The 24,745-nt window shown below is 71.5% G+C and carries 24 protein-coding genes; 11 read left to right on the top strand and 13 right to left on the bottom strand.

What is annotated here, in order from left to right:
* Positions 1–22 precede the first annotated feature (22 nt).
* The 3 genes from E4P42_RS11035 to E4P42_RS11025 are packed head-to-tail and all read right to left on the bottom strand — an operon-like array spanning position 23 to position 4,249.
* On the bottom strand, positions 23–1,525 hold the full coding sequence (locus E4P42_RS11035) for an HAD-IIIA family hydrolase (RefSeq protein ID WP_135126107.1): 1,503 nt from the start codon (positions 1,523–1,525) through the stop codon (positions 23–25).
* Entirely contained in the window at positions 1,522–3,177 is a 1,656-nt protein-coding gene (locus E4P42_RS11030) for a carbamoyltransferase C-terminal domain-containing protein (protein ID WP_135126106.1), read from the bottom strand. The genes E4P42_RS11035 and E4P42_RS11030 overlap by 4 nt, the downstream gene beginning before the upstream one ends.
* Positions 3,178–3,187: 10 nt before the next feature.
* Positions 3,188–4,249, bottom strand: coding sequence for an NAD-dependent epimerase/dehydratase family protein (locus E4P42_RS11025; protein ID WP_135126104.1), 1,062 nt, complete (start codon positions 4,247–4,249; stop codon positions 3,188–3,190).
* On the opposite strand from E4P42_RS11025, the gene E4P42_RS11020 reads away from it, so the two are divergent.
* On the top strand, positions 4,248–5,132 hold the full coding sequence (locus tag E4P42_RS11020; RefSeq protein ID WP_135126102.1) for a glycosyltransferase family 2 protein: 885 nt from the start codon (positions 4,248–4,250) through the stop codon (positions 5,130–5,132). The genes E4P42_RS11025 and E4P42_RS11020 overlap by 2 nt on opposite strands.
* Positions 5,133–5,137: 5 nt before the next feature.
* Here the strand turns inward: E4P42_RS11020 and E4P42_RS11015 are convergent, their stop codons facing one another.
* Together E4P42_RS11015 and E4P42_RS11010 are read right to left on the bottom strand one after the other, a co-directional pair.
* Positions 5,138–6,379 (bottom strand): glycosyltransferase, encoded by a 1,242-nt coding sequence (locus E4P42_RS11015; RefSeq protein WP_135126100.1) that lies wholly within the window; start codon positions 6,377–6,379, stop codon positions 5,138–5,140.
* A 20-nt stretch (positions 6,380–6,399) separates the two neighbouring features.
* Positions 6,400–7,368: a glycosyltransferase gene (locus E4P42_RS11010; RefSeq protein WP_135126099.1), complete on the bottom strand. Its 969-nt coding sequence runs from the start codon at positions 7,366–7,368 to the stop codon at positions 6,400–6,402.
* A gap of 142 nt (positions 7,369–7,510) precedes the next feature.
* Between E4P42_RS11010 and E4P42_RS11005 the strand changes: the two genes are divergently transcribed.
* The 3 genes from E4P42_RS11005 to E4P42_RS10995 all read left to right on the top strand — a co-directional run bounded on the left by E4P42_RS11005 (position 7,511) and on the right by E4P42_RS10995 (position 8,939).
* On the top strand, positions 7,511–8,377 hold the full coding sequence (locus E4P42_RS11005) for an SDR family oxidoreductase (RefSeq protein WP_135126097.1): 867 nt from the start codon (positions 7,511–7,513) through the stop codon (positions 8,375–8,377).
* A gap of 55 nt (positions 8,378–8,432) precedes the next feature.
* A complete protein-coding gene (locus E4P42_RS11000) occupies positions 8,433–8,633 on the top strand; it encodes a DUF2795 domain-containing protein (protein ID WP_245233976.1) in 201 nt (66 codons plus the stop codon).
* 69 nt (positions 8,634–8,702) lie between these two features.
* Positions 8,703–8,939 carry a CsbD family protein gene (locus E4P42_RS10995; protein WP_135126093.1) on the top strand — a complete coding sequence of 79 codons (237 nt, stop codon included), beginning with the start codon at positions 8,703–8,705 and terminating at the stop codon, positions 8,937–8,939.
* 53 nt (positions 8,940–8,992) lie between these two features.
* Here the strand turns inward: E4P42_RS10995 and usfY are convergent, their stop codons facing one another.
* The 3 genes from usfY to E4P42_RS10980 form a co-directional block, all read right to left on the bottom strand.
* Positions 8,993–9,301: a protein UsfY gene (gene usfY / locus E4P42_RS10990; protein ID WP_135126091.1), complete on the bottom strand. Its 309-nt coding sequence runs from the start codon at positions 9,299–9,301 to the stop codon at positions 8,993–8,995.
* A 99-nt stretch (positions 9,302–9,400) separates the two neighbouring features.
* Positions 9,401–9,748 (bottom strand): hypothetical protein, encoded by a 348-nt coding sequence (locus tag E4P42_RS10985; RefSeq protein WP_245233975.1) that lies wholly within the window; start codon positions 9,746–9,748, stop codon positions 9,401–9,403.
* A gap of 119 nt (positions 9,749–9,867) precedes the next feature.
* The gene (locus E4P42_RS10980; protein WP_135126088.1) at positions 9,868–10,158 is read right to left on the bottom strand and encodes a hypothetical protein; all 291 of its coding nucleotides are present in this window, start codon (positions 10,156–10,158) and stop codon (positions 9,868–9,870) included.
* A 175-nt stretch (positions 10,159–10,333) separates the two neighbouring features.
* On the opposite strand from E4P42_RS10980, the gene E4P42_RS10975 reads away from it, so the two are divergent.
* Positions 10,334–10,891 (top strand): restriction endonuclease, encoded by a 558-nt coding sequence (locus E4P42_RS10975; protein WP_135126086.1) that lies wholly within the window; start codon positions 10,334–10,336, stop codon positions 10,889–10,891.
* On the opposite strand, the gene lat is transcribed toward E4P42_RS10975, so the two are convergent.
* Positions 10,884–12,215: an L-lysine 6-transaminase gene (gene lat / locus E4P42_RS10970; RefSeq protein ID WP_135126084.1), complete on the bottom strand. Its 1,332-nt coding sequence runs from the start codon at positions 12,213–12,215 to the stop codon at positions 10,884–10,886. The two genes, E4P42_RS10975 and lat, sit on opposite strands and share 8 nt — an antisense overlap.
* A gap of 95 nt (positions 12,216–12,310) precedes the next feature.
* Complete coding sequence (locus E4P42_RS27585; protein WP_256371149.1) at positions 12,311–12,442, bottom strand: hypothetical protein; 132 nt, start codon at positions 12,440–12,442, stop codon at positions 12,311–12,313.
* Positions 12,443–12,520: 78 nt separating this feature from the next.
* Between E4P42_RS27585 and E4P42_RS10965 the strand changes: the two genes are divergently transcribed.
* Entirely contained in the window at positions 12,521–12,790 is a 270-nt protein-coding gene (locus tag E4P42_RS10965; RefSeq protein ID WP_135126081.1) for a hypothetical protein, read from the top strand.
* On the opposite strand, the gene E4P42_RS10960 is transcribed toward E4P42_RS10965, so the two are convergent.
* Positions 12,791–13,267, bottom strand: a complete 477-nt coding sequence (locus E4P42_RS10960) for an Lrp/AsnC family transcriptional regulator (protein ID WP_135126079.1) — start codon at positions 13,265–13,267, stop codon at positions 12,791–12,793.
* A 69-nt stretch (positions 13,268–13,336) separates the two neighbouring features.
* On the opposite strand from E4P42_RS10960, the gene E4P42_RS10955 reads away from it, so the two are divergent.
* Together E4P42_RS10955 and E4P42_RS10950 are read left to right on the top strand one after the other, a co-directional pair.
* Positions 13,337–14,902 carry an aldehyde dehydrogenase family protein gene (locus E4P42_RS10955; protein ID WP_135126077.1) on the top strand — a complete coding sequence of 522 codons (1,566 nt, stop codon included), beginning with the start codon at positions 13,337–13,339 and terminating at the stop codon, positions 14,900–14,902.
* 10 nt (positions 14,903–14,912) lie between these two features.
* Positions 14,913–15,704: an SDR family oxidoreductase gene (locus tag E4P42_RS10950; protein WP_135126075.1), complete on the top strand. Its 792-nt coding sequence runs from the start codon at positions 14,913–14,915 to the stop codon at positions 15,702–15,704.
* Here E4P42_RS10950 and E4P42_RS10945 read toward each other — a convergent pair.
* Entirely contained in the window at positions 15,701–17,089 is a 1,389-nt protein-coding gene (locus tag E4P42_RS10945; RefSeq protein WP_135126073.1) for a cytochrome P450, read from the bottom strand. The genes E4P42_RS10950 and E4P42_RS10945 overlap by 4 nt on opposite strands.
* A 48-nt stretch (positions 17,090–17,137) precedes the next feature.
* On the opposite strand from E4P42_RS10945, the gene E4P42_RS10940 reads away from it, so the two are divergent.
* The 3 genes from E4P42_RS10940 to nei2 are packed head-to-tail and all read left to right on the top strand — an operon-like array spanning position 17,138 to position 23,186.
* Complete coding sequence (locus E4P42_RS10940) at positions 17,138–17,791, top strand: TetR/AcrR family transcriptional regulator (RefSeq protein ID WP_135126071.1); 654 nt, start codon at positions 17,138–17,140, stop codon at positions 17,789–17,791.
* Between the two features lie 45 nt (positions 17,792–17,836).
* The gene (locus tag E4P42_RS10935) at positions 17,837–22,408 is read left to right on the top strand and encodes an ATP-dependent helicase (protein WP_135126069.1); all 4,572 of its coding nucleotides are present in this window, start codon (positions 17,837–17,839) and stop codon (positions 22,406–22,408) included.
* Between the two features lie 4 nt (positions 22,409–22,412).
* The gene (gene nei2 / locus E4P42_RS10930) at positions 22,413–23,186 is read left to right on the top strand and encodes an endonuclease VIII Nei2 (RefSeq protein ID WP_135126067.1); all 774 of its coding nucleotides are present in this window, start codon (positions 22,413–22,415) and stop codon (positions 23,184–23,186) included.
* Here nei2 and E4P42_RS10925 read toward each other — a convergent pair.
* Positions 23,177–24,742, bottom strand: a complete 1,566-nt coding sequence (locus tag E4P42_RS10925; RefSeq protein WP_245233974.1) for a phospholipase D-like domain-containing protein — start codon at positions 24,740–24,742, stop codon at positions 23,177–23,179. The two genes, nei2 and E4P42_RS10925, sit on opposite strands and share 10 nt — an antisense overlap.
* Positions 24,743–24,745: the final 3 nt, after the last annotated feature.

The raw sequence follows: 24,745 nt of genomic DNA, 5'->3' as shown, positions 1-24,745 counted from the left end.
CTTCTCCTCTTCGCGCAAGCGCTCATCGGCAATCCCGGAGGACGAGTTCCACCGCATCCACGAGCGTCGCCGCCACCCGCGCCCGGCTGCGCGCGTCCGTGACCTCGTGCGGCAGGGTGCGATCCGTCGGCACCAGCACCGCATCGGCGCGCGCCGACAGCGCGGCGTTGACGTCGCCGCCGGTGTCGCCGATCATCACGCAGCGCTGCGGGTCGACACCGAGCGCCTTCGCCGCGGCGTGCACCATTCCCGGCGCCGGTTTGCGGCAGCCGCAGCCGTCGTCGTTGTCGTGCACGCAGATCTGCCACGAGTCGAACGGCCCGAGTTCCTTCTCGACGCGGGCGTTGACCGCGGCGAGCTGCTCGGTGCTGATCAGACCTTTCGCGACGCCGGACTGGTTGGTCACCACCGCGAGCAGCAGACCGCGGCCCCGCAGCCGGTCGAGCGCGCCCGCGGCGCCGGGCATCGGCCGGACTCCGGCCGGATCGTTGAGATAGGGCCCGTCTTCGATGATCGTGTCGTCGCGGTCGAGCAGCACCGCCAGCGGCGGATCCCGCCGCGCCGAGCGGAACGCCCACTCCCCGCGAATCCGGTGGCACACCGCCGCGGGCGGAATCAGGGCGCTGGTGAACAGCATGCGCACGGCTTCGCCGGGCGTGCGGGGACCGGCGAGGAAGCGGCGCATGGCGAACTCGACGGTGAGCGCCGCCCACGCCGACCCGGCCCACGCGGCCGCGCGTCGGCGCCCGGCCAGCGCCGCCATCCCGGCGACGACCACGGCCGCGGTGGTCGCAGTGTGCGCGGGCATCCGGCCGCGGCCCTCGCCGACCGCGCTGCGCCACCGGCGGCCGTGTTTGCGGCGCATCAGCGCGTTGTCGCGGTTGCCGATCTGGGCGCGCACACTGCTCATCAACGACGCCTGCGCGACGGGATGGGTGGCGCGGCGCTCCCCCTGGATGATCGTGTTGCCCTGCAGGGTGATTCGCAGCGCGATGTCGGAGTCCTCGCGGTACGCGCGCGGGAATCGCTCGTCGAATCCCCCGACCGCCACCAGCACGTCGCGCCGGTAGGCCATGTCGGCGGTGATCCACCGGGCGTCGGCGAGCCGCAGGGTGCGCTTCTCGTCATCGGTCGCCCGGCGGCCTTCGGCGCGCGGCACCTCGAGCACCGCCTGCGATCCGGCGGCGCCCTCGGCGTCGGCGCCGCGCAGGTCCGCGGCCAGCGCAGCGAGCCACCCGGGCTGGGGCACCACGTCGTCATCGACGAAGCAGACCCACCGGGTCCGCGCATGCCGCCAGCCGGTGTTGCGGGCGGCGGCCGGGCCGCGGCCACCGCTGCGCAGCGTGGTGACCGGCAGCTCTCCCGCGATCCGCAGAGCGGGCCCGTCGGGTCGGTCGTCGACGACGATGACCGCCTCGGGCCGGGGACCACGGTCGGATTCCAGCGCACTCAGCAGCCGGTAGAGCGATTCCCGCCCGATCGTCGGGATGACGATCGAGAACGATGCGGTCTTCGCCTCCGTCACACCGGCCTCCGCACCAGGAAGGGGCCGATGGCCAGGACGTCGATGGGGCTGCTGCCGAAGCACTCGAGGGCGTCGCGGGGGCTGTCGACCATCGGCCGCCCCGCTGTGTTGAAGCTGGTGTTGACCACCACCGGCACCCCGGTCCGCTCCGCGAACCGGCTGATCGTGGCGTGCAGCACGGGGTGACTGTCGTCGACGGTCTGGATGCGCGCGGTGTGGTCGACGTGGGTGACCGCGGGGATGCGTGCGCGCCACTCCTCGGCGACCTCGTGCACGAAGAGCATGTACGGGCTGGGAATCGGTCCGCCGGAGAAGATCTCGGCCGCCCGGTCGGCGAGCACCATGGGCGCGACCGGCCGGAACTGCTCGCGGCCCTTGACGGTGTTGAGCCGCTCGAGGTTCTCGATGCGCCGCGGATCGGCCAGCAGCGACCGGTTGCCCAGCGCCCGCGGGCCGAATTCGGCGCGGCCCTGGAACCAGCCGATCAGCTTGTCGTCGGCCAGCGCGTCGCCGACGGCCGTGGCGAAGTCGGTGGGCCGCTCGAACGGCACCGCCGCCTCACGCAGCACCGCCTCGATCTCGTCGTCGGACCAGCCGCGACCCAGCGACGCCGACGGCATCGGCACGATCGGTTCTCCGGCCTCGCCGGCCAGCGACAGCGCGGCGCCCAGCGCGGTCCCGGAATCACCGGCCGCCGGCTGCACCCACACCCGGTCGAACCCGCCGCGGGCGAAGATCTTCGAGTTCGCGACACAGTTGAGTGCCACGCCGCCGGCCAGGCAGAGGCTGTCGGTGTCGGTGCGCTCCCGCAGCCAACCGACCAGGTCGAGCAGCACCTCCTCGACGACCAGCTGCACGCTGCACGCCAGATCGGCGTGCTCGGGCTCGGGCCGGTCGAGCGCGTGGCCCTTGCCTGCGCCCGCTTTGCGCTTGGGGGTGAACGACTCCCAGTCCACCGGTTCGGTGCGGAAGCCGCCGTCGCCGGTGGCGTGGACCAGTTCCCGCAGCCGGTCGGCGAAGCGCGGCGTGCCGTAGGACGCCATCGCCATCACCTTGTACTCATCGCTGGACCGCGCGAAACCCAGGTGCTCGGTGAGCTCTTCGTAGAACAGCCCCAGCGAGTGCGGCAGCGACTGCGTGGCCAGCACGTCGAGCTTGTGGTCGCGGTACGCGCCGGCCAGCATCGACGCCCGCTCGCCGCGACCGTCCACCACCAGCACCGCACAGTCGGGGTGCGGCGAGGCCAGCGCGCTCGACGCCGCGTGCGCGACGTGATGGCGCACATGGCGCACGATGCTGGGATCCAGACCGGGCAGCGCGGACTGCAGGAAGCGCGGCGCCCGCTCGGCGTAGAGCGTGCGCAGGTACTCCCAGTCGCGGTCGAGTCCGGCCATCCCCTCGGTGGATTCGTCCATCAGCCGCGGCTCGTAGGAATAGCCGACCGCGTCCAGGTCGGCCGGGGTCAGACCGGCCTGCTCCAGGCACCAGCGGGCGGACTGCACCGGTAGCTCCCAGGTGGAGAACGGCACGGCCTGCTTGCCGTGCTTGCGCCGGGAGAACCGTTCCTCCTCGGCGGCCGCCACGATCTGCCCGTCGACCACCAGGGCGGCGGCGGGATCGTGGAACACCGCGTTGATGCCGAGAATCCGCATCGGTTGTCTCCTAACTCGCCGTCTTCGCCTGGGCGATTGCGTAACTCGGTGATGACGTCCGGAACCACTCCACGGTGCGGGCCAGCCCGTCGCGGTAGGCCATCCGCGGCTGCCAGCCCAGTTCCTCACGCGCCACCGTGATATCGGGGCACCGTCGCTGCGGATCGTCCTCGACCGCGGGCAGGAACGCGATGTCCGACGCACCGCCGGCCAGGTCCCGGATCAGCTCCGCGATGTGCAGCACGGTCACTTCGTGCGGGTTGCCGATGTTGACCGGGCCGGCACACCCGGAGCGAGCCAGGGCCAGTAGACCGTCGACGGTGTCGTCGACGAAGCACAGCGACCGGGTCTGCCGACCCGATCCGGTCACGGTGATCGGCTCGCCGGCCAGCGCCTGCCGGCAGAACGTCGGCACCATGCGGCCGTCGTCAGAACGCATCCGCGGTCCGTAGGTGTTGAAGATCCGGGCCACGCCGACGTCGGCGTCCCGGCCGCGGCGGTAGGCGAACGTCAACGCCTCGGCGTAGCGCTTGGCCTCGTCGTACACACTGCGCGGACCGATCGGATTGACGTTCCCCCAGTATGTTTCGACCTGCGGATGCTCCAATGGGTCGCCGTAGACCTCGCTGGTCGAGGCCAGCACCAGGCGGGCGCCGTTGGCCTCGGCGAAGTCGAGGGCGTTGGCGGTGCCCAGCGCGCCGGTGCGCAGCGTGTGCACCGGCAGGCGCAGATAGTCGGCCGGCGACGCCGGCGAGGCGAGGTTGAAGACGGTGTCGATCCCGGGTCGCAGGCCCAGCGCGGTCAGCGGTTGGGTGATGTCGTGGCGCACGAACCGGTACCCGGAGTGGTCACGAAGGATGTTCTCGGCGTTGGGCGCACTGGTGGACAGGTCGTCGACGCAGGTGACCTCGACGCCGGAGGCCAGCAGCCGTTCGCACAGGTGACCGCCGACGAAGCCGCCGCCACCGAGCACCAGGGCACGTTTGATCTCATGCACCACGCGGAAATACCCCCAGGGTAGTAGGAGAAACGCTGTTTGCGCTGGCAGCGGCCGGGTAAGGAGTCCGACCATGGGACAACATGATTCGCCTCGGACCACGTTCGTGATCGCCAGCCGGGACCGGTCGGACGAGCTGGCCACCGTGGTGAACCGGCTGCTGGATACCACCGCATGCCCGATCGTCGTGGTGGACAACGACTCTCGCGACGACTCCGCTGCAGTGGTGGCACGGATCGCCGGCCGCGCGGCGGGCCGGGTACGGCTGATCGAGCTCGACACCAATCGCGGGGCGGTCGGCCGCAACGCGGGCGTCGCTGCGGCCCGCACGCCGTATGTGGCCTTCTGCGACGATGATTCGTGGTGGCAGCCCGACGCTCCCGCGATCGCCGAGCAGACGTTCGACGCTCATCCCGGGGTGGGTCTGCTCGCCGCACGCACCATCGTGCTGCCCCGCAACGAGGTGGATGCGTTCAGCACGATGCTCGCCGACAGCCCGCTCGGCCATCCACCGCACCTGCCCGGGCCGGCGATTCTCGGGTTCATGTCCTGCGCGGCGATCGTGCGCAAGACCGCGTTCGAACAGGCCGGCGGATTCTCCGAGATCCTGCACTTCCGCGGTGAGGAGATGCTGCTGGCGGTCGACATGGCCACGCTCGGCTGGGACCTGTGCTACTACCCGGCGCTGGTGGCGATGCACCAGCCGTCGCAGGTGCGCGCCACCACCGCGGCGCAGGCCGCCCGGGTGATGCGCAACGACGTACTGACCACGTGGCTGCGCCGGCCCGCCGGGCACTGCGTGCGGGCCACCGGCACCCTGCTCGGCGCCACGCTGCGCGACGCCGACCATGCCAGGGCCGCAGGCGAAGCGGTGCGCCGCCTGCCCGCCGTGCTCGGCGCGCGGCGCCGGTTGCCCGCCCGGGTGGAGCGGGCGCTGGCGCTGTTGGAGACCGCCTAGCCCCGTCATACCGACGACACGGACGTCGCGGGCGGCACCGCCGACGCCGGCCGTTCGTGCTCGGCCGGGACCAGCCGGTCGTAGATGCGCAACGTGTCTGCGGCGATCCGGTCCCACGAGTAGCGGGCCCGGGCCCGGTCCCGGCCGGCCGCACCGAGGCTCTGGCGCAGGAACTCGTCGCGCAGCAGGATGTTGACGGCGTCGGCGACCTCGCCCGGCCGCTTGGGCGTCACCAGCCTACCGGTCACGTCGTGCACGACGGTGTCGAGCATTCCGCCGACCGCGGCGGCGACCACCGGCACCCCGCAGGCCATCGCCTCGAGCGGCACGATGCCGAACGGCTCGTACCACGGTGTGCAGGCGACCACGTCGGCCGACCGCAGCATCGCGGGCATGTCCGCGCGGGCCACCGCGCCCTGGAACACCACGCGGTCGCTGACACCGAGTTCCTCGGCCAGCGCCCGCAGCCGGCGGGCCTCGGGATCGGCGTCCACCTCCGCGCGGTCCGGTCCGCCGACGAGCACCAGTTCGGCGTCGGGAATGGCGGGCAGCGCACGGATCACCACGTCGAACCCCTTGCGCGGCACGAATCTTCCGACACTGACGATCCGGTGCCGGGCCGCACCGCGTTCGGCGCGCGGCCCGTCGGGGGTGAACAGGTCGAGATCCACACCGCACGGCACCACCGAGATCCGGTTGCGGGAACGGCCCAGCCGCATCAGCTCGAACACCTCGTCGGTACACGTGGCCGCCACCCAGGTCGCGGTGCGGGCCACCATCGCCTCCAGCTTCAGCCGGTCCTGCGGGCTGGTGTCCTGCGCGCCCTGGTGCCGGCGTTTGACCACGCCGAGCGCGTGAAAAGTCTGCACCGCGGGCAGATCGAGGTGACGGGCCGCGAGCTGCGTGGCGATCCCCGACATCCAGAAGTGCGCGTGCGCCACGTCCGGCCGGTCGACCTTCCAGTGCTGATCCAGGAAGCGGGCGAACGGGCCCATGTGTTCGAGCAGGTCGTCCTTGGGCAGTTGCCGCGGCGGCCCCGCCGGCACGTGTACCACGTCGTAACCCTGCGGCGTGGTCACCCGTTCGGGCAGGTCCGGATCGTCGCGGCGGGTGTAGACGGTGACGTCGTGATGGCGGCGCGCCATCGCCGCCGAGAGTTCGGCCACGTGAACGTTCTGCCCGCCGGCGTCGACACCACCGAGCGCAGCCAAGGGGCTGGCATGCTCGGAAACCATTGCGATCTTCATCGGCTTCCTCCCTCGCGGAATCACGCGCAGAGTTCGTCGATCAACCGGTCCCAGTCGGCGAGGAACCGGTCGAGCGAGAAGTGCGCCATCGCGAAATCGCGCGCCGCCTTGCCCGCGGCCGTGGCCGCGGGCAGGTCGGACACGAACTGTTCCAGCGCGGCTGCCAGTTGCTTGACATCCGCGCTCACCACACCCGCCTCGGCGGGCACGACCAGCGGCGCCATCGTCGAGGCGACGGCCACCACCGGCATTCCGAGGAACATCGCCTCCAACAGCGACAGTCCGAGAGACGTCCAGCGCGCCGTGTGCAGGAACACCCGGCGGCGCGCCACCTCGGGCCACAGCTGTGGTCCCGGCACGTCGCCCTGCGGCCGCACACCGGGCCACGCCTTGTCGGCCAGCCCCGCCGTGCCGATCCCCCACACGTCGATCGGGGTGCCGGCACCGAGGGTCGGCAGAAGGTCGGCGCCGACGGTGCGCCAGCGCCGCAGCGGCTCGTTGATCATGGTCGCCGCGACCGCGATCTCACCGGTGTACCGCAGTCCGGGATCGGCGATGCCGTGGTCGATCACCACGGTGGGCGCGACCCCGGTGTCCCACATCAGCCGGTTGAAGTCGGTGACGTGCACGACCGGGATGTCGCGGCGTTCGGCCAGCGGGTGCACGCTGTCCACGGCGTACGGCCGCGGCGCGTTGTGTTCGACGAACACCGCGGGCACGTCGCTGCCCGGGCGGCGCCCGGTCCAGCGCTCGGCCAGATCGAGCTCCTCGGCTCGTTGCAGGACCACCAGATCGATGTCCTCGTCGCGCAGCCGGTCGGAGTCGATCTCCTGGGCCCGCGCCCAGTTCCGGCCCAGTAGACCGCGGCCGTCGGCGCCCTTGTCGGCGGTGACCGGCACCAGATAGCGGTGCCGACCGGCCACCAGGGACTGCATCCAGGACCCGTGCACATGCCACGCCAGGATGGAGCGCTCGGTGACCGACGACATGAGGCGGTCGTACCCGGGGCACTTATCGCCAAACCTCCACGGTTAGAGATTTCGCGATCTGGCCATCGAAGGGTTCGCGAAGTGGATGCAGCCTCCGCGTCGGCCGCGTTTGGGGGGCCATCGCCGGGTTACCCCCGCGGACATGGCTGAATCCACCCCACCCATTCCTGATCCCGGCGGCGTCATCTCCTATCCCGGGTCGACCTCCGAGATGTCCTCGCAGCCCCGCGACGAGATGCGCGACTACGTCGGCCGCGACCTGCTGGCGGGCAGACGCGCGTTGATCACCGGCGGTGACTCCGGTATCGGCCGGGCGGTCGCGGTGGCGTTCGCCAAGGAAGGCGCCGACGTGGCGATCGCGTACCTCGACGAACACGAGGACGCACAGCACACCGCCTCGCTGGTCGAGGCCTGCGGGCGTCGGTGCCTGCAGTTGCCCGGGGACCTCGCCGAGGCCGAGCAGTGCCGTACGGTCGTCGAGCGCACGGCCGGCGAGTTCGGCGGGCTGGACATCGTGGTCAACAACGTCGCCTATCAGAACCCCGTCGAGGACTTCACCGAGATCAGCGACGAGCAGTGGCGCCGCACCTTCGCGGTGAACATCGACAGCTTCTTCCTGGTCACCAAGGCGGCGTTGCGGCACCTGCCCGACGGCGGCGCGATCATCAACACCAGCTCGATCAACGGTCTGCGCGGTAACAAGACGCTGATGGACTATTCGGCGACCAAGGGTGCCGTGCTGGCGCTGACGTACTCGCTGGCGCAGTCCCTGGCCGACCGCAAGATCCGGGTCAACTGCGTGGCGCCCGGTCCCGTGTGGACGCCGCTGATCCCGGCCACCATGGACGCCGAGAAGACCGAGTCGTTCGGCGGTCAGGTGCCGTTCGGCCGCGCCGCTCAACCCGATGAGATCGCCCCGTCCTACGTGTTCTTCGCCGCCGAGCGGCTGTCGTCGTACTACAGCGGCGAGGTGCTCGCCCCCATCGGCGGCGAGACCCTCCCCGGCTGAGCCGCCGACGTTTCGCCGTGTCGGCGCCGGGTACCGCGTGGGCATGGGATACCAAGTGACAGAAGTACAGAAGTGCCTGGCCGGCTTCGACTACCCGGGGTCGGCGGATGATCTCGCCGAGCACGCGTCGCGCAACGGCGCCGATGACGAACTGGTGCAGACGCTGCGTGGCCTGAAGAAGGACAGCTTCGACGGACCGAGCGCGGTGATGAAGGCACTGGGCGACGAGGACGCGCTGGGTGGGTCCACCTCCTGACGTCCGTTTAGTGCGGGAACGGTGAGGGCACCCCATTCGTCGAGGTGTCCGACACACGGAAAGGTGAGCATGACCGAGAAGAACAGTGGCCCGGAAGAAGGCATCAAGGGCGTCGTCGAGGACGTGAAGGGCAAGGCCAAGGAGACGGTCGGCACCGTCGCCGGCCGCGATGACATGGTCCGAGAGGGCAAGGCCCAGCAGGACAAGGCCGACGCGCAGCAGGATGCCGCGCGCAAGGAAGCCGAGGCGGAGTCGGCGCGCGCCGGCGCGAAGGCCGCCGAGGAGCGCCAGAAGTCCGAACAGTAGGACCACACGGAAAAGGCCCAGCCGATCGGCTGGGCCTTTCTCGTGTCAGCGGGTCAGGCGCTGGGGCGCTGCGGTTGGGCGCCGGGATGCTCGGCGTGCCAGCGCTCTTCGATGTTGCGCACCCGGCGGTGTTCGATCATGAACCACGCGCCGGACACCAGCAGCACCACCGCCGAGATGCAGCCGAGGATCACACCGACGGTGTGATTCGAGGTCGCATGGGCGGCCAGCGCGGAGACGAACGCCACCAACGCCACACCCAGCAGCACCAGCGCCGGCATGTTCTTGGTGTCCTTCATCGTCTCCCCGGCATGCGGACGAGTGGTCCGCGCATGATCAACGGGATCTTCAGGACTCTTCATCGGTACTCCTCCTTCGGCACACCTACACCTACCCGGTGGCCGAGTCCGCGAAACGACGGCGGCTCGGTACCACCGACCGATACGTGCCACCCGTCGGTGTCACCCCAGGACCGCGGGACCGGCGAGGCCGGGCATGCTGGTCGCGGCGACCAGCAGGGTCAACGCGATCAGGCCGAGGCCGGCGACCTGCCACGTCCACCAGGCCTGACTGCGCCTGCGGTTCTGGTGGCCGCGCACGAACGCCCACAGCGCACCGGCCAGCAGGATCACCGGCGCACCGGCGGCCAGCGCCGTCCGTTGCGGCGGCCCGCAGGCCAGCGCGTCGGCCACCGAACCGCCGCAGGTACTCACCCACACCGCCGCCAGCGCGAGGAAGGCGCCGGCGAGCACTGCGACGGCGGCGGCGAACCGCACGACCTCGCGCAATTGCGGGTCGTCGTGTCGCACATCGTGCGGATTCTGGTACACCTGACACCCACCGGACTCGCCCCACCACTGTGAATGGACCGCTGGGTTCCCGTCCGGGTTACGCGGTAAACCTCGGCTGACCGGCCGTGCGGGCCGGCTCAGCCGGGGATGTGCGTCGGCGGATCCGCCAGCAGGGAGTCGGCCTGAGGCCGGCCGGGACCCATGAGCCCGCACCGCTTCTCGGGCACCAGGTGGGAGCTGAATCCGCTGGGCACGTACTTGGGGACGCCCACGCACCGCTGCCAGGAGCCGTCGGGTTGCACGGGTCCGTCGCACTTGCTGATGACCGGCCCGCCGTACAGGCAACCGGCTGCGGCCGGCGGCGCGAAGCCGAGCAGGCCCGCGGCCACCACCAGCGCGGCCGAACTTGCGGCGATGCAGCGCTTCACGGTCGTCTCCCCTCGCCTCCGGGGCGTCGCCGAACGCTCGTCCGGTCACGCCCCGGCCGGTACTCCGGTGACGCTACCGCTCCGGCCGCCCGATGTGGCCGCGTTGACGAGGTCGGTCGGCGCCGCACCACCCGGCCGGGCCGCCCGTGTCGGGCCGCGCCCTTACGATGCCGCCATGTTCGGCTGCGGTATTCGACTCAAGCTCTCCGCCGCACTCGGCGTCGCCGCAGGTCTGACGGCCTATTTGTGCGGCGCGCCCGCGCCCGCCGCCGTCCTCGTCACCGTGGCCGCACCGCTGCTCGTCGCCGCGGCCCCGCACTTCCTCCGCGGCGCCCTCTCGGGCCTGCGGGCACCGGCTCCCGCCGCGGGCGTGTCGGGCACCGACTTCGAGGACCACATCGCCCACATCGCGCGGTCGTGCGGCGTGCCGGTGATCATGACGCCGATGACCGGCGACTGGGGTGTCGACCTGATCGTCGGGCATCGGCCGGATCGGGTTGCGGTGCAATGCAAACGGCAGGCCCGGCCGGTCGGGGCCGGCGCCGTCCAGGAGGTGGTCGCCGGGGCGCCGATGCAGGACTGCACCAAGACCATGGTGGTGACGAACAGTGAATTCACCCCGGCCGCACGCAAACTCGCCGAACTGCACGGATGCGAGTTGATCGGGGGTGCGGATCTGCCGAGGCTGCGCGCGACCATCCGGCGCCTCACGGCGCAGACCGACGTCAGCTGAGCGCGTCGCGCACGGCATCCACCGCGATGTCGATCTCTTCGCGCGTGACGGTCAGCGCGGGCCGGAACCGCACCGAGTCCACACCGCTGGCCAGCATGATGACCCGGCGGTCCCACAGCCGGCGGATCAGCGTGTCGCGCTGCGCGGCGGTCGGCAGGCTGAACGCGCACATCAGCCCGCGGCCGCGGACGTCACGCACCACGTCGGGGTACTCGACGGCCAGCTGCTCGAGCCGGGCCCGCAGATACCCGCCCGCCTGCCGCGCCCGGTCGAACAGGCCGTCGGCCTCGATCACCTCCAGGATGCGCCGGGCGCGCACCATGTCGGTGAGGTTGCCGCCCCAGGTGGAGTTGATCCGCGAGCTGACCGCGAAGACGTTGTCGCTCACCTCATCGACGCGCCGGCCTGCCATCACCCCGCAGACCTGCGTCTTCTTGCCGAACGCCACGACATCGGGCGCGATCCCCAACTGCTGGTGGGCCCACGCCGTCCCGGTGATCCCGCACCCGGTCTGCACCTCGTCGACGATCAGCAGCGCGTCGAACTCGTCGCACAGGCGGCGCATCCCGGCGAAGAACTCCGGACGGAAGTGCCGGTCGCCGCCCTCGCCCTGGATCGGCTCGGCGAGGAAACACGCGATGTCGTGCGGGTGCGCCTCGAAGGCGGTCCGGGCCTGGCGCAGCGACTCGGCCTCGATGGCCGCCATCGCCGCGTCGTCGAGGCCGGGCCGCAGGAAGGGCGCGTCGATGCGCGGCCAGTCGAACTTCGGAAACCGGGCCACCTTGTTCGGATCGGTGTTGGTCAGCGACAGCGTGTACCCGCTGCGGCCGTGAAAGGCGCCACGCAGGTGCAACACCCGCGTGCCCAGCTCGGGATCGCGGCCGGTGGCCTCGTTGTGCCGGCTCTTCCAGTCGAAGGCGACCTTCAGCGCGTTCTCCACGGCCAACGCGCCACCGTCGACGAAGAACAGGTGCGGCAGCGCCGGGTCGCCCAGCACGCGGGCGAACGTCTCGACGAACCGCGCCATGGGCACCGAGTACACATCGGAGTTGCTGGGTTTGTTGACCGCCGCCTGCGCCAGCTCGGCCCGGAACTGCGGCTCGGTGAGGGCGGGATGGTTCATGCCCAGCGCCGATGAGGCGAAGAACGTGAACATGTCGAGATAGCGCTCACCGGTACGCGCGTCGACCAGATGGGAACCCGCCGAGCGGTCGAGGTCGAGCACCAGATCGAGTCCGTCGGCGAGGATGCTGCGCGACAGCACGTGGTGGACGTCGGCCGCATCGACAGCGGACATGACGGGGCGCGCCAAGAGATCGGTCATGACGCGATACTAGCGGAAGATTTACGGCGTGACGGCTTGATCGCCGTACTTGTTCCTTTCCGCCGTCGGCACCGACAGCCAGAAAGGACGCGTGCTCAGTCGTCGACGATGACGACGACGCCCGTCCGCACCAGCACCGCGTAGAGGTCGCACAGCGGCGGGGTCAGCAGCCGGACCGCGCTGCCCAGCACCGCATCCTGTCCGAGACTGTTCAGTAGGCTGCCCATGACGGCGAAGCTAGGCGGCGCGAACACCGAAACGGTAAGGGACACGCCAAACCTGGACCAACGGAAGGTGACGCACAGGTGTCGGACACCGAGCCGGGACGCAGCCACCGCGACGTCGCCCGCGAGGTGCGCCGCGCCGACCGGTTCGCCGTGCGGCTGCCGGTGGTCGGACGGGTGCCCATACCGCGCCCCGACCAGGTCGCGTTCTACGGCGCGCTCGCCCTGCTCGTGGCCGTCGAGATGGTGGAATGGCCCATCGCGGTGGCGATCGGCGTCGGCCACGCGCTGACCACCCCGCGTCCAGAAACTGCCACCGTTTCCGGCGAAGAACTACAACGGCCGGAATGATTACGGGACGTGCTGACGTCCCTCGTAAAACGTCTGTAGGATGATCGTGCTTCGGGTGCGGACGTTCGCCGCGGTGCGGATCTCCTGCAGGAGGTCTTCGAGCGCTCGCGCCGAACCGACGCGCACCAGCAGCACATAACTCTCGTCACCGGCCACCGAATGGCAGGACTCGATGGCGGCTATGTGCTCGAGGCGCGCGGGCGCATCATCGGGTTGCGACGGGTCGAGAGGGGTGATCGCGACGAACGCCGACAATTGGTGGCCGACCGCCTCCGGGTCGATCCGTGCGCGGTATCCGGTCACGATCCCGCGCGACTCGAGCCGGCGCACCCGCGACTGCACCGCCGACACCGACAGACCGGCGCTGGCCGCCAGGTGGGCGAGCGTGGCCCGACCGTCGGCCACGAGCTCGCGGGCCAATATGCGGTCGATGTGGTCGAGCGCCGCCGGCGGGTGCGGATCGTCGGGTTCACCCATGGCGGCACTGTAGCCGAGGCCACGCGCGCGACTGCCCGACCGGACGACACCACAGGAGAAGGACCGACCATGACCACCACCATCCCCGCCGCCACCGGCACCACACTGCCGTCCGCCGACGAGTTGCGGGCACGGGTGCGCGACGCGCTGGCCGCGATCGGCGCGACCACCGCCCTCGGCACCCCCGGGGACCCGGGCCTACCCGCCAGCACGCCGGTCACGGGCGAGGTGCTGTTCACCGTGCCCGAGACCAGCGCCGATCAGGTCGATGACGCGATCGCCCAAGCCGCACAGGCGTATACGAGCTGGCGCACCACCCCGGCGCCGGTGCGTGGCGCGCTGGTCGGCCGGCTGGGCGAACTGCTCGTCGAGCACAAGGCGGCGCTGGCGACGCTGGTCACCGTCGAGGCCGGCAAGATCACCTCCGAAGCCCTGGGCGAGGTGCAGGAGATGATCGACATCTGCCAGTTCGCGGTCGGCCTGTCGCGTCAGCTCTACGGCAAGACGATCGCCTCCGAACGGCCCGGGCACCGGCTGATGGAGACCTGGCATCCGCTCGGCGTGGTCGGCGTCATCACCGCGTTCAACTTCCCCGTCGCGGTGTGGTCGTGGAACACCGCCGTGGCACTGGTGTGCGGGGACACCGTGGTGTGGAAGCCCTCGGAGCTGACGCCGCTGACCGCGATCGCCTGCCAGACCCTGCTCGAGCGGGCCGCTGACGACGTCGGTGCGCCGCGCGCGGTCGGCCGGCTGATCCTGGGTGGCCGCGAGGCCGGCGAACGGCTGGTCGACGATCGCCGGGTGGCGCTGCTGTCGGCCACCGGTTCGGTGCGGATGGGCCGTGAGGTCGGTCCGCGGGTGGCCGAGCGGTTCGGCCGGGCGCTGCTGGAACTCGGCGGCAACAACGCTGCGATCGTCACCCCGTCGGCGGATCTGGACCTGGCCGTGCGCGCCATCGTGTTCTCCGCGGCGGGTACCGCGGGTCAGCGATGCACCACCCTGCGCCGGCTGATCGTGCACCGTTCCATCGCCGACGACCTGGTCGCCCGGATCGCCGCGGCCTACCGGCAGCTGCCGGTCGGCGACCCGGCCGCGGACGGCACGCTGGTCGGACCGCTGATCCACGAGGCGGCCTACCGCGACATGCTGGGCGCGCTCGAGGCGGCCCGCGCCGACGGCGGCGAGGTGATCGGCGGCGAACGGCGCATGTACGACGGCGAGTCCGGGGACATGTCGTTCTACGTCAGCCCGGCCGTGGTGCGGATGCCCGCGCAGACCGACGTGGTGCACGCCGAGACGTTCGCGCCGATCCTCTACGTGCTCACCTACGACGAGCTCGACGAGGCGATCGCGCTCAATAACGAGGTGCCACAGGGTCTTTCGTCGGCGATCTTCACCCTCGATCTGCGGGAGGCCGAGCGGTTCCTGGGCGCCGACGGGTCGGACTGCGGCATCGCCAACGTCAACATCGGCACGTCGGGCGCCGAGATCGGCGGTGCCTTCGGCGGGGAGAAGGAGACCGGCGGCGGCCGGGAGTCCGGCTCCGACGCCTGGAAGGCCTACATGCGCCGGGCGACCAACACCGTCAACTACTCCACGGAGTTGCCGCTGGCCCAGGGCGTGCATTTCGGCTAGGTAGTAGTGCATGGACTTGGACAACAGCGTCGTCGCGGTCACCGGTGCGGCGTCGGGCATCGGCCGCGCCCTGGCGCACAGCTTCGCCGCGGCGGGCGCGCGGCTGATCCTCGGTGACGTCGACACCGCGGGGCTGGCCGAGACCGCCGACGCGCTCGCGGCCACCGGCGCCGCGGTGACCGCGCTGCGCGCCGACGCCGCGTCGGTCGCCGATCTGGAGGCGATGGTGTCGGCCGAACCGGTGGACGTGTTCGTGGCCAACGCCGGAATCATGGGCGCACCGGGCCTGGGCGCCGAGGCGGACTGGGACCGGATCCTGGAGGTGAATCTGCGCGCGCACGTCCGCGCGGCGTCGCTCCTGGTGCCGCAGTGGCAGTCCCGCGGGCGCGGACACTTCGTCGCGGTGGCGTCGGCGGCCGGGCTGCTGTCGCAGATCGGCGCCGCCGGGTACGCGGTGACCAAACACGCCGCGGTCGGATTCGCCGAATGGCTGGCGATCACCTATGGCGACGACGGCATCGGCGTGACGTGTGTCTGCCCGATGGGTGTGGACACCCCGCTGCTGTCGGCGATCCGCGAGTCGGCCGATACGGTTGCGCGGCTGGGCGCCGATTCGGTGGTCAACGCCGGCGCGGTGCTCACCGCGCAGCAGGTGGCCGAGCAGACGGTGGCGGCGGTGCGCGAGGGCCGCTTCCTGGTCCTGCCCCATCCCGAGGTGCGCGACATGGCGCTGGGCAAGATCACCGACCACGACCGGTGGATCTCCGGGATGCGCCGCTATCAGCGCTCGCTGCGCGGTTAGCGGCGCCGCAGCCCGAGCAGGAAGTCGCGCGGCATCAGCGTGAGCCGCTCCGCGATCTGCAGCCGGTACTGCGGATCGGGGACCAACTCGTAGCGGCGCAACAGCGCGGCCAGCATCAGCACGCCTTCGTGCAGCGCGAACTGCCGCCCGATGCAGGACCGTTCGCCGGTGCCGAAGGGTTTGTACAGCCCGCCCGGCCGGGCCCGGACCCGGTCCGGTGCGAAGCGGTCGGGGTCGAACCGGTCGGGGTCCGGCCCCCAGCGGGGGTCGCGGTGCAGCGTGGCCGTCACCGCAAGTGCCCAGTCTCCCTTGCGCATCGGGTGCATCCCGGCCAGCACGGTGTCCGCTCGTGCCGCCCGGTAGTAGCCGGGCACGGTCGGATGCAACCGCAGCGACTCGTCGAGCACCCGGCGCACGTAGCGCAGTTTCCCGATCAGCTCGAACGGCGGACGGTCGTCGTCACCCCACACCTGGTCCACCTCGGCGCGCGCCCGCTCGCAGACCTCAGGGTGTCGGGAGAGGTTGAAGAGCGCGAAAGACAATGCGCCGGAGGTTGTTTCGTGCCCGGCGACCAGAAAATTGAGCAGCTGGTAGCGGATGTTGGCCGGGCTGAGCCCCGCCCCCAGCATGGTGTCGAGCAGGTCGTCGTGGCGACCCAGCCCCTCGGCGCGCCTGCGGTCGACGATCTCGTCGGCGATGGCGTGCAGCCGCGCGGCGTCGCGGCGCACGCCGCGCTCGGCCCACCGCGCGACGGCGGCGGGCAGAAAGGTCTGACGCAGTACGCCCACGCGGTCGGCGCCCTTGAGCGCGGAGACCATGTGCTCGACGAACGGGTGCACGGTGTCGTCCCGTCCGCTGTCTGCTGCGCCGTCGAAACAGCCGAACGAGTACCCGGCCGCGCACCGCCCGATGGTCTCGAGGGTGGCTCGGGTGGTGTCGGCGGACACGTCGGTACGGCCGCCGGCCTCGGCCACCGCGTCCCAGCGGGCGAGGAACTGTCCGGTGACGTCGAGCATCACCGCGTGGTAGCGGCGCATCGCCGCCTGGGAGAACGCCGGCATCAGGAGGTCGTGCGCCAGGCGCCAATTGGGTTCGTCGTTGTAGGCGGTGAAGAGCCCGTCCCCGCCGATGATGCGCAGCGCCTCGATGTCGGGGCCGACGTGTTTGCAGAATCGGGTCTCGTCGTTGAGCTCCATCACGGCCTCGGCGCCGGCGGCCACGACGTAGCGCGCCCCCAGCACCCGGAACTCGAACAGCGGTGCGGCCGCAGCCATCTCCATCAGAGCCTGCGTCGGGGAGTCGGCCCGGAATCCGAGGACATCGCCCAGGATCGGGACCCGCCGGGGCGGGTGCGGCAGCCGCGCCCGCTTGTCGACCACGGTCATGAGCACAGCCTCCGGCACTGTTGTACATGTGTCAAGTAAAGTGGAGCCATGCCCGAGCGCCGCCGCCTGTCCCCGGCCGACCGGCGCCGCGAGCTGCTCGCTCTGGGCGCCGAGGTGTTCGGCCGCAGTCCCTACGACGAGGTGCGGATCGACGAGGTCGCCGAGCGGGCCGGGGTGTCGCGTGCGCTGATGTACCACTACTTCCCCGACAAGCGGGCGTTCTTCGCCGCGGTGGTCCGTGCCGAGGCCGAGCGCCTGTTCACCGCGACCGACACCGCACCCCAACCCGGACAGAGCCTGTACGCCCAGGTGCGTGCCGGAGTGCTGGACTATCTCCGCTACGACGAGGAACACCCGCACAGCGCCTGGGCGGCCTCGATCGGGCTGGGCCGCATCGACCCGGTACTGCGCGGCATCGACGACCTCGACAACGACCGGCAGGCCGACCGGATCGTCGCGCGGCTTACCGCGGCCGGCGACGGGCCGTTGGACGCCACTGTGGAGCGCGACCTGCGGATCGCGGTACACGGCTGGCTGGCCTACACGCTCGAGCTGTGCCGGCGCCGGCTGCTGGACCCGTCCGTCGAGGCGGACTACCTGGCGGACTCCTGCGCCCACACCCTGCTCGACGCGGTGGGCCGGGTTCCCGGTCTGCCCTGGGCGCTGGCCGCCGCGGTGGCGCCCGGTTCACGGACGGCGTAACGCCGCGGGCCGGGGTTTGTCGGTGGGTCTGGTCATGATGGAGTGATGGCCCGCGCCACTTCACCCACCGACGCGCTGTCCCGGTTCAGCCCGCTGACCCGGGAGTGGTTCGCGGGCACGTTCGTCGAACCCACACCGGCGCAGGCCCAGGCCTGGTCGGCGATCGCCGCCGGGGACAACACGCTGGTCATCGCGCCCACCGGGTCCGGGAAGACGCTGGCGGCGTTCCTGTCGGCCATCGACGGCCTGGCCACCGCGGAACCGCGTCCACCGAAGGCCGGCACCCGGGTGCTCTACGTGTCACCCCTCAAGGCGCTCGCCGTCGACGTCGAACGCAACCTGCGCACCCCGCTGACCGGCATCGCGCGGATCGCCGAACGGCACGGACAGACGCCGCCGGCCATCACCGTCGGCGTGCGCTCGGGCGACACCACCCCGGCGCAGCGGCGGGAGATGCTGACCCGGCCGCCCGACATCCTGATCACCACGCCGGAGTCGCTGTTCCTCATGCTGACGTCGGCGGCACGCGAGACGCTGGCCGAGGTGCAGACCGTCATCGTCGACGAGGTGCACGCCGTGGCCGCCACCAAACGCGGCGCCCACCTCGCACTGTCGCTGGAACGGCTCGATCAGTTGCTCGAGCGCCCCGCCCAGCGCATCGGCCTGTCGGCCACGGTGCGCCCACCCGAGGAGGTGGCCCGGTTCCTGTCCGGACAAGCGCCCGCCACCGTCGTCGCGCCGCCCGCGGCCAAGACGTTCGACCTCGGGGTGCGGGTGCCCGTGCCCGATATGGCCGACCTCGAGAACAACACCATCTGGCCCGACGTCGAGGAGCAGATCGTCGACCTGATCGAGGCGCACAACAGCTCGATCGTGTTCGCCAACTCCCGCCGCTTGGCCGAGCGGCTGACCTCCCGGCTCAACGAGATCCACGCCGAACGCCTCGGGGTGGACACACCCGTCGAGCGCAACGACCAGGTCGGGGGCGGCGCGCCGGCCCAGCTGATGGCCAGCGGCGTCTCACTGGGCGCCGACCTGCTGCTGGCCAAGGCCCACCACGGGTCGGTCAGCAAGGAGCAGCGCGCGATCGTCGAGGACGATCTGAAGAGCGGACGGCTCAAGGCCGTGGTCGCCACCTCCAGCCTCGAGCTCGGCATCGACATGGGCGCAGTGGATCTGGTGATCCAGGTCGAGGCGCCGCCGTCGGTGGCCAGCGGGCTGCAGCGCGTCGGCCGCGCCGGACACCAGGTCGGCGAGATCTCCCAGGGCGTGCTGTTCCCCAAGCACCGCACCGACCTGATCGGGTGCGCGGTCACCGTGCAGCGCATGATGGCCGGGCAGATCGAGACCATGGCGGTGCCGGCCAACCCGCTCGACGTGCTGGCCCAACACACCGTGGCCGCCGCCGCGCTGGAACCGCTCGACGCGGACCGCTGGTTCGACGCGGTGCGGCGCAGCGCGCCGTTCGCGACGCTGCCGCGCAGCGCCTTCGAGGCCACGCTGGACCTGCTGTCGGGCAAGTACCCGTCCACCGAATTCGCCGAACTGCGGCCGCGGCTGGTCTACGACCGCGACGCAGGGACGCTGACCGCGCGGCCCGGGGCGCAGCGGCTGGCCGTCACGTCCGGCGGCGCGATCCCCGACCGCGGTCTGTTCACCGTCTATCTGGCCACCGACAACGACAAACCTTCGCGCGTCGGGGAACTCGACGAGGAGATGGTCTACGAGTCGCGCCCGGGCGACGTCATCTCACTCGGCGCGACCAGCTGGCGGATCACCGAGATCACCCACGACCGAGTGCTGGTCGTCCCCGCGCCCGGCCAGCCGGCCCGGTTGCCGTTCTGGCGCGGCGACGGGGTGGGCCGGCCCGCCGAACTGGGCGCGGCGGTCGGCGCGTTCACCGGAGAACTCGCCGGCCTGGGCTCCGACGCCTTCGCCGAGCGCTGCCGGACCATGGGATTCAACGACTACGCGACCGACAACCTCTACCGGCTGCTCGACGATCAGCGGCAGGCCACCGGCACAGTGCCCACCGACACCACGTTTGTGGTGGAACGGTTCCGCGACGAACTCGGTGACTGGCGGATCATCCTGCACTCCCCCTACGGGCTGCGGGTGCACGGCCCGCTGGCGCTGGCCGTCGCCCGACGGCTGCGCGAACGCTACGGCATCGACGAGAAGCCGACCGCCTCCGACGACGGCATCATCGTGCGGCTGCCCGACACCGACTTCGAGTCCGGCGGCGCCGCGTCGTTCGCCGACCTGTTCGTGTTCGACGCCGACGAGATCGAGCCGATCGTCACCGCGGAGGTCGGCGGGTCGGCGCTGTTCGCCTCCCGCTTCCGCGAATGCGCCGCCCGCGCGCTGCTGCTGCCCCGCCGCACCCCGGGGAAGCGCTCCCCGCTGTGGCATCAGCGCCAGCGCGCCGCCCAGCTGCTCGACGTGGCCCGCAAGTATCCGGACTTCCCGATCGTGCTCGAGGCCGTGCGCGAATGCCTGCAGGACGTCTACGACGTGCCCGCGCTGATCGAGCTGATGCACCGGATCGCCCAGCGGCGGCTGCGCATCGTCGAGGTGGAGACCACCACTCCGTCGCCGTTCGCGGCGTCGCTGCTGTTCGGCTACGTCGGCGCCTTCATGTACGAGGGCGACAGCCCGCTGGCCGAACGCCGCGCCGCCGCCTTGTCCTTGGATGCCACGCTGCTTGCCGAACTGCTGGGCAGCGTCGAGTTGCGGGAGCTGCTCGACGCCGACGTCATCGCCTCGACCGCGCGTCAGCTGCAACACCTCAGCGAGGATCGGCGCGCCCGCGACGCCGAGGGCGTCGCCGATCTGCTGCGCCTGCTGGGACCGCTGACCACCGAGGAGATCGCCGACCGGTGCACCACGCGTGAGGTCGGCGGCTGGCTCGAGGGGCTGTTGGCCGCCAAGCGGGTGCTGACCGTCTCCTACGCCGGCCGCTCCTGGTGGGTGGCCATCGAGGACGTCGGGCTGCTGCGCGACGGCGTCGGTGTCGCGGTGCCGGTCGGGGTGCCGGTGTCATTCCTGGACCCGGTGGTCGACCCCCTCGGCGAGCTGCTCGGCCGCTATGCCCGCACCCACGGACCCTTCACCACCGCGGACGCGGCGGCGCGGTTCGGGCTCGGGCTGCGCGTGACCGGCGACGTCCTGGGCCGCCTCGCCGTCGACGGTCGGTTGGTGCGCGGCGAGTTCACCGACCTCCCCGTGGCCGACCCCGCCGGCGCCGAACAGTGGTGTGACGAAGATGTTCTCAAGATCCTGCGCCGCCGCTCGCTGGCCGCGCTGCGCGCCCAGGTAGAACCGGTCAGCACCGCGGCCTACGCCCGCTTCCTGCCGTCCTGGCAGCATGTCGGCTCGACGCACAGCGCCGGAATCGACGGTCTGGCGGCGGCCATCGATCAGCTCGCGGGCGTGCCCATCCCGGCGTCGGCGGTCGAGCCGCTGGTGTTGTCCCAGCGGGTGCGTGACTACCAGCCCGCAATGCTCGACGAACTGCTGGCCAGCGGCGAGGTGATGTGGTCGGGTGCCGGACCCATCGGCGGTGGTGACGGCTGGATCACCTTTCACCACGCCGACGCCGCGCCGCTGACGCTGGCCGCGCCGGTCGAGTTGGAGTTCACCGACACTCATCGGGCGATCATGCAGACCCTCGGCGCGGGCGGCGCCTACTTCTTCCGCCAGCTGGCCGGCACCGACACCGAACAATTCAAAACCGCTCTGTGGGAACTGATCTGGGCCGGCTGGGTCACCGGTGACACGTTCGCGCCCGTGCGGGCGATGCTGTCGGGCACCCGGCGGTCCACCGGGCGGCGTGGCGCGCCGGCTCACCGGCAGCGGGCCCGGCCGCCGCGGTTGAGTAGCTACCACGTCGCCCAGGCACAGACCCGCGCCGCCGACCCGACGGTGGCCGGCCGCTGGTCGGCGTTGCCCGCCGCCGAGCCGGATTCCACGGTGCGGGCGCACTTCACCGCCGAGCTGCTGCTGGGCAGGTACGGCGTGCTGACCAAGGGTGCGGTCGCCGCCGAGGGCGTGCCCGGCGGCTTCGCGATGCTGTACAAGGTGCTGACGGCGTTCGAGGACGCCGGCCGCTGCCAGCGCGGCTACTTCGTCGAGTCGCTGGGCGGCGCGCAGTTCGCGGTCGCCTCGACGGTGGACCGGCTGCGCACCTACCTCGACAGCGTCGACGAGGAACGCCGCGAATACCACGCCGTCGTGCTCGCGGCCGCCGACCCCGCCAACCCCTACGGCGCCGCGCTGCCCTGGCCGGACCGCACCGGGGACGGCGACGACACCGCGCACCGGCCCGGCCGCAAGGCCGGCGCGCTGGTCGCGCTGGTCGACGGGGAACTCGTGTGGTTCCTCGAACGCGGCGGACGGTCGCTGCTCAGCTTCACCGCCGACGCCGAGGCCCATCAGGCGGCCGCGGCGGCGCTGGCCGGTCTGGTCGGCGGCGGCCGCGTGCAGTCGCTGCTGGTGGAGAAGGTCAACGGTGTCTCGGTGCTGGAGGCCGGTGCCGGCGACGTGCGCGCAGCCGTGCAGGACGCGCTCACCGGCGCCGGCTTCAGCCGGACCCCGCGCGGACTGCGGTTACGGTGAGTCGATGCCCGAAGGTGACACCGTCTACCGCACCGCCACCGCCCTGCGCGACGGACTGCTCGGAAAGGCGTTGACCCGCTGCGACGTCCGGGTCCCGCGCTACGCCACCGTGGATCTCACCGGTCACGTCGTCGACGAGGTGCTCGCCCGCGGTAAGCACCTGTTCATCCGCGTCGGGCCGGCGAGCATCCACTCGCATCTGAAGATGGAGGGCAGCTGGAAGGTCAACCCGGCGAGCCGGCCCAGCGGGGCCGGCTACCGCATCCGGATCATCCTCGAAGCCGGCGACGGTGAGCAGGCGGTGCAGGCCGCCGGTATCGACCTCGGTGTCCTCGAAGTGCTCGAGCGCGACCGTGACATGGAGGCCGTGGCCCATCTCGGGCCGGATCTCCTCGGCGACGACTGGGAGCCGCGGGTGGCCGCCGAGAATCTGATCGCCGACCCCGACCGGCCGCTGCCGGAGGCGCTGCTCGACCAGCGGGTCATGGCCGGCGTCGGAAACGTGTACGCCAACGAGATCTGCTTCCTGTTCGGACACCTGCCGACCGCGCCGGTCAGCGCCGTCACCGATCCGCTGCGCATGGTGCAGCGGGCCCGGGACATGTTGTGGCTGAACCGCAACCGTTGGAATCGCACCACCACCGGCGACACCCGGCCAGGCCGCGACGTGTGGGTGTACGGCCGGGTCGGCAAACCGTGCCGTCGCTGCGGCACCCCGATCAAGCGCGACGACAGCGGTGAGCGGGTCAGTTACTGGTGCCCGCACTGTCAGCGCTGATCAGGTGGCGCCGCCTCCGGCGCGATGCGCCGGGCGACCGCCCGCGCGGCGGACCAGACCTGCGGGGCGGCCCGCATCAACGGCCACGTGACCGCATTGAAGAGCACGTCGCGCGCGCTCTGACTCACCGACGTCGGGACGTGGTCGGGATCCATCAGGTCGTTCTCCGCGAACGGGCCCGCGTCGGCGGAGACCATGAACCCGGTGAACGTGCGCAGCGAGCGGCCCGTGCCGCGCAGCGCCTCGACGGCGGCCAGGAACGAGCCGCGGTCGGCCACCTCGCGGCGGAACACCTCGGCGGGTACGCCCAGGTGTTCGGCGACCAGGTCGTCGCGCGTGCGGACGATGTGCCGGCGCACGTCGTCGCGGCCGTCGTCGGGCGCCTCGATGGCGACGTCGCATTCGCTGTCGAAACCCAGCGACCGGTTGTTGAGGTTCGACGAACCGATGCGCAACAGGCGGTCGTCGGCCACCAGCACCTTGGAGTGCACGTACACCGACGTGCCGCCCCGGACCGCCGGCCAATAGACGCCCAGCCTGCCGTGCAGATCGGCAGTCCACAACAGCCGGAGCAGGCGTTCGCGGGCACTGTCCATCGACTCCTGCTCGAGCCGGCTCTCCGAGCTGCGGGGCAGCACGATCACCACCTGCGGCCCGTCGGCTTCGCGCAGGCGGGCGGCGAGCGCGGTGGCGAGGCGGCGGGAGGCCAGGTACTGGTTCTCGAGGTAGATCACCTCACGCGCGGCCCTGATCGCCGCGAGGTCGAGGGCCTCCACCTCCCGCGCCTCGGTCCGGGACGTCAGGGCGGGCAGCGTCCGCGCGATACCCACCTCGACATCGCGCAGTGCGGGTCGCAGTCGGTGCGGCCAGACCGGGCCGGCCGACGCGACCGGCGCCAGGGACTTCCCGGTGGCGGCCTGCCACCGCTCCCGCGCCTCCACGGCGAGGGCGCCCGCCGCATCGGCGTCCATCGCGGCCGCCACCTCGTGGCGGGGGCCGTACGCCTCGCCCGCGGTCTGCCTGCGCCGGTCGCCCGGCGTGTGACCGCGGGTGTCCCAGCGCCCGACGGTCAGGTCGATGCCGCCGCAGAACGCCACCCGGTCGTCGATCACCACGATCTTCTGGTGGTGCACCGCACCGGTCGGGCGCGCCCCGTCGACGGCGAAATGCATACGCCGGGAGGTGAACTGGTTGACCAGGCTCACCGGCGTCACACCGAACCAGAGGCCGTCGAGCGCCGGCAGCAGTTTGAGGTTGGACTTGAGCAGATAGACCTGCAGTTCGGGCTCCTGCCACAGCATCCAGTGCAGGAACGGGCCCAGCCGATTCGGCCCGAGCTGAGTGGGACGGCCCGGCTCGAACGTCGTGCGGTAGTCGAGATCCCACCCGATCAGCATGATGCGGCGCCGCGCGCGCAGCATTGCGGCCTTGACGTGCGCGAGGTAGTCGGCGCCGTCGACGATCGGGGCGAACCGGTCGGCCCGGGCGATCGTCCGGCACGTCCGGCCCGCGACGAGTAGCCGGTCGCCCGACACCGGCACGGGCACTTCGTCCACTGC

Source organism: Mycobacterium sp. PS03-16 (genome assembly GCF_004570325.1).
GTDB lineage: Bacteria > Actinomycetota > Actinomycetes > Mycobacteriales > Mycobacteriaceae > Mycobacterium.
The sequence above is the reverse complement of the archived record's forward strand: the minus strand, read 5'-3'. Positions and strand labels throughout refer to the sequence as shown.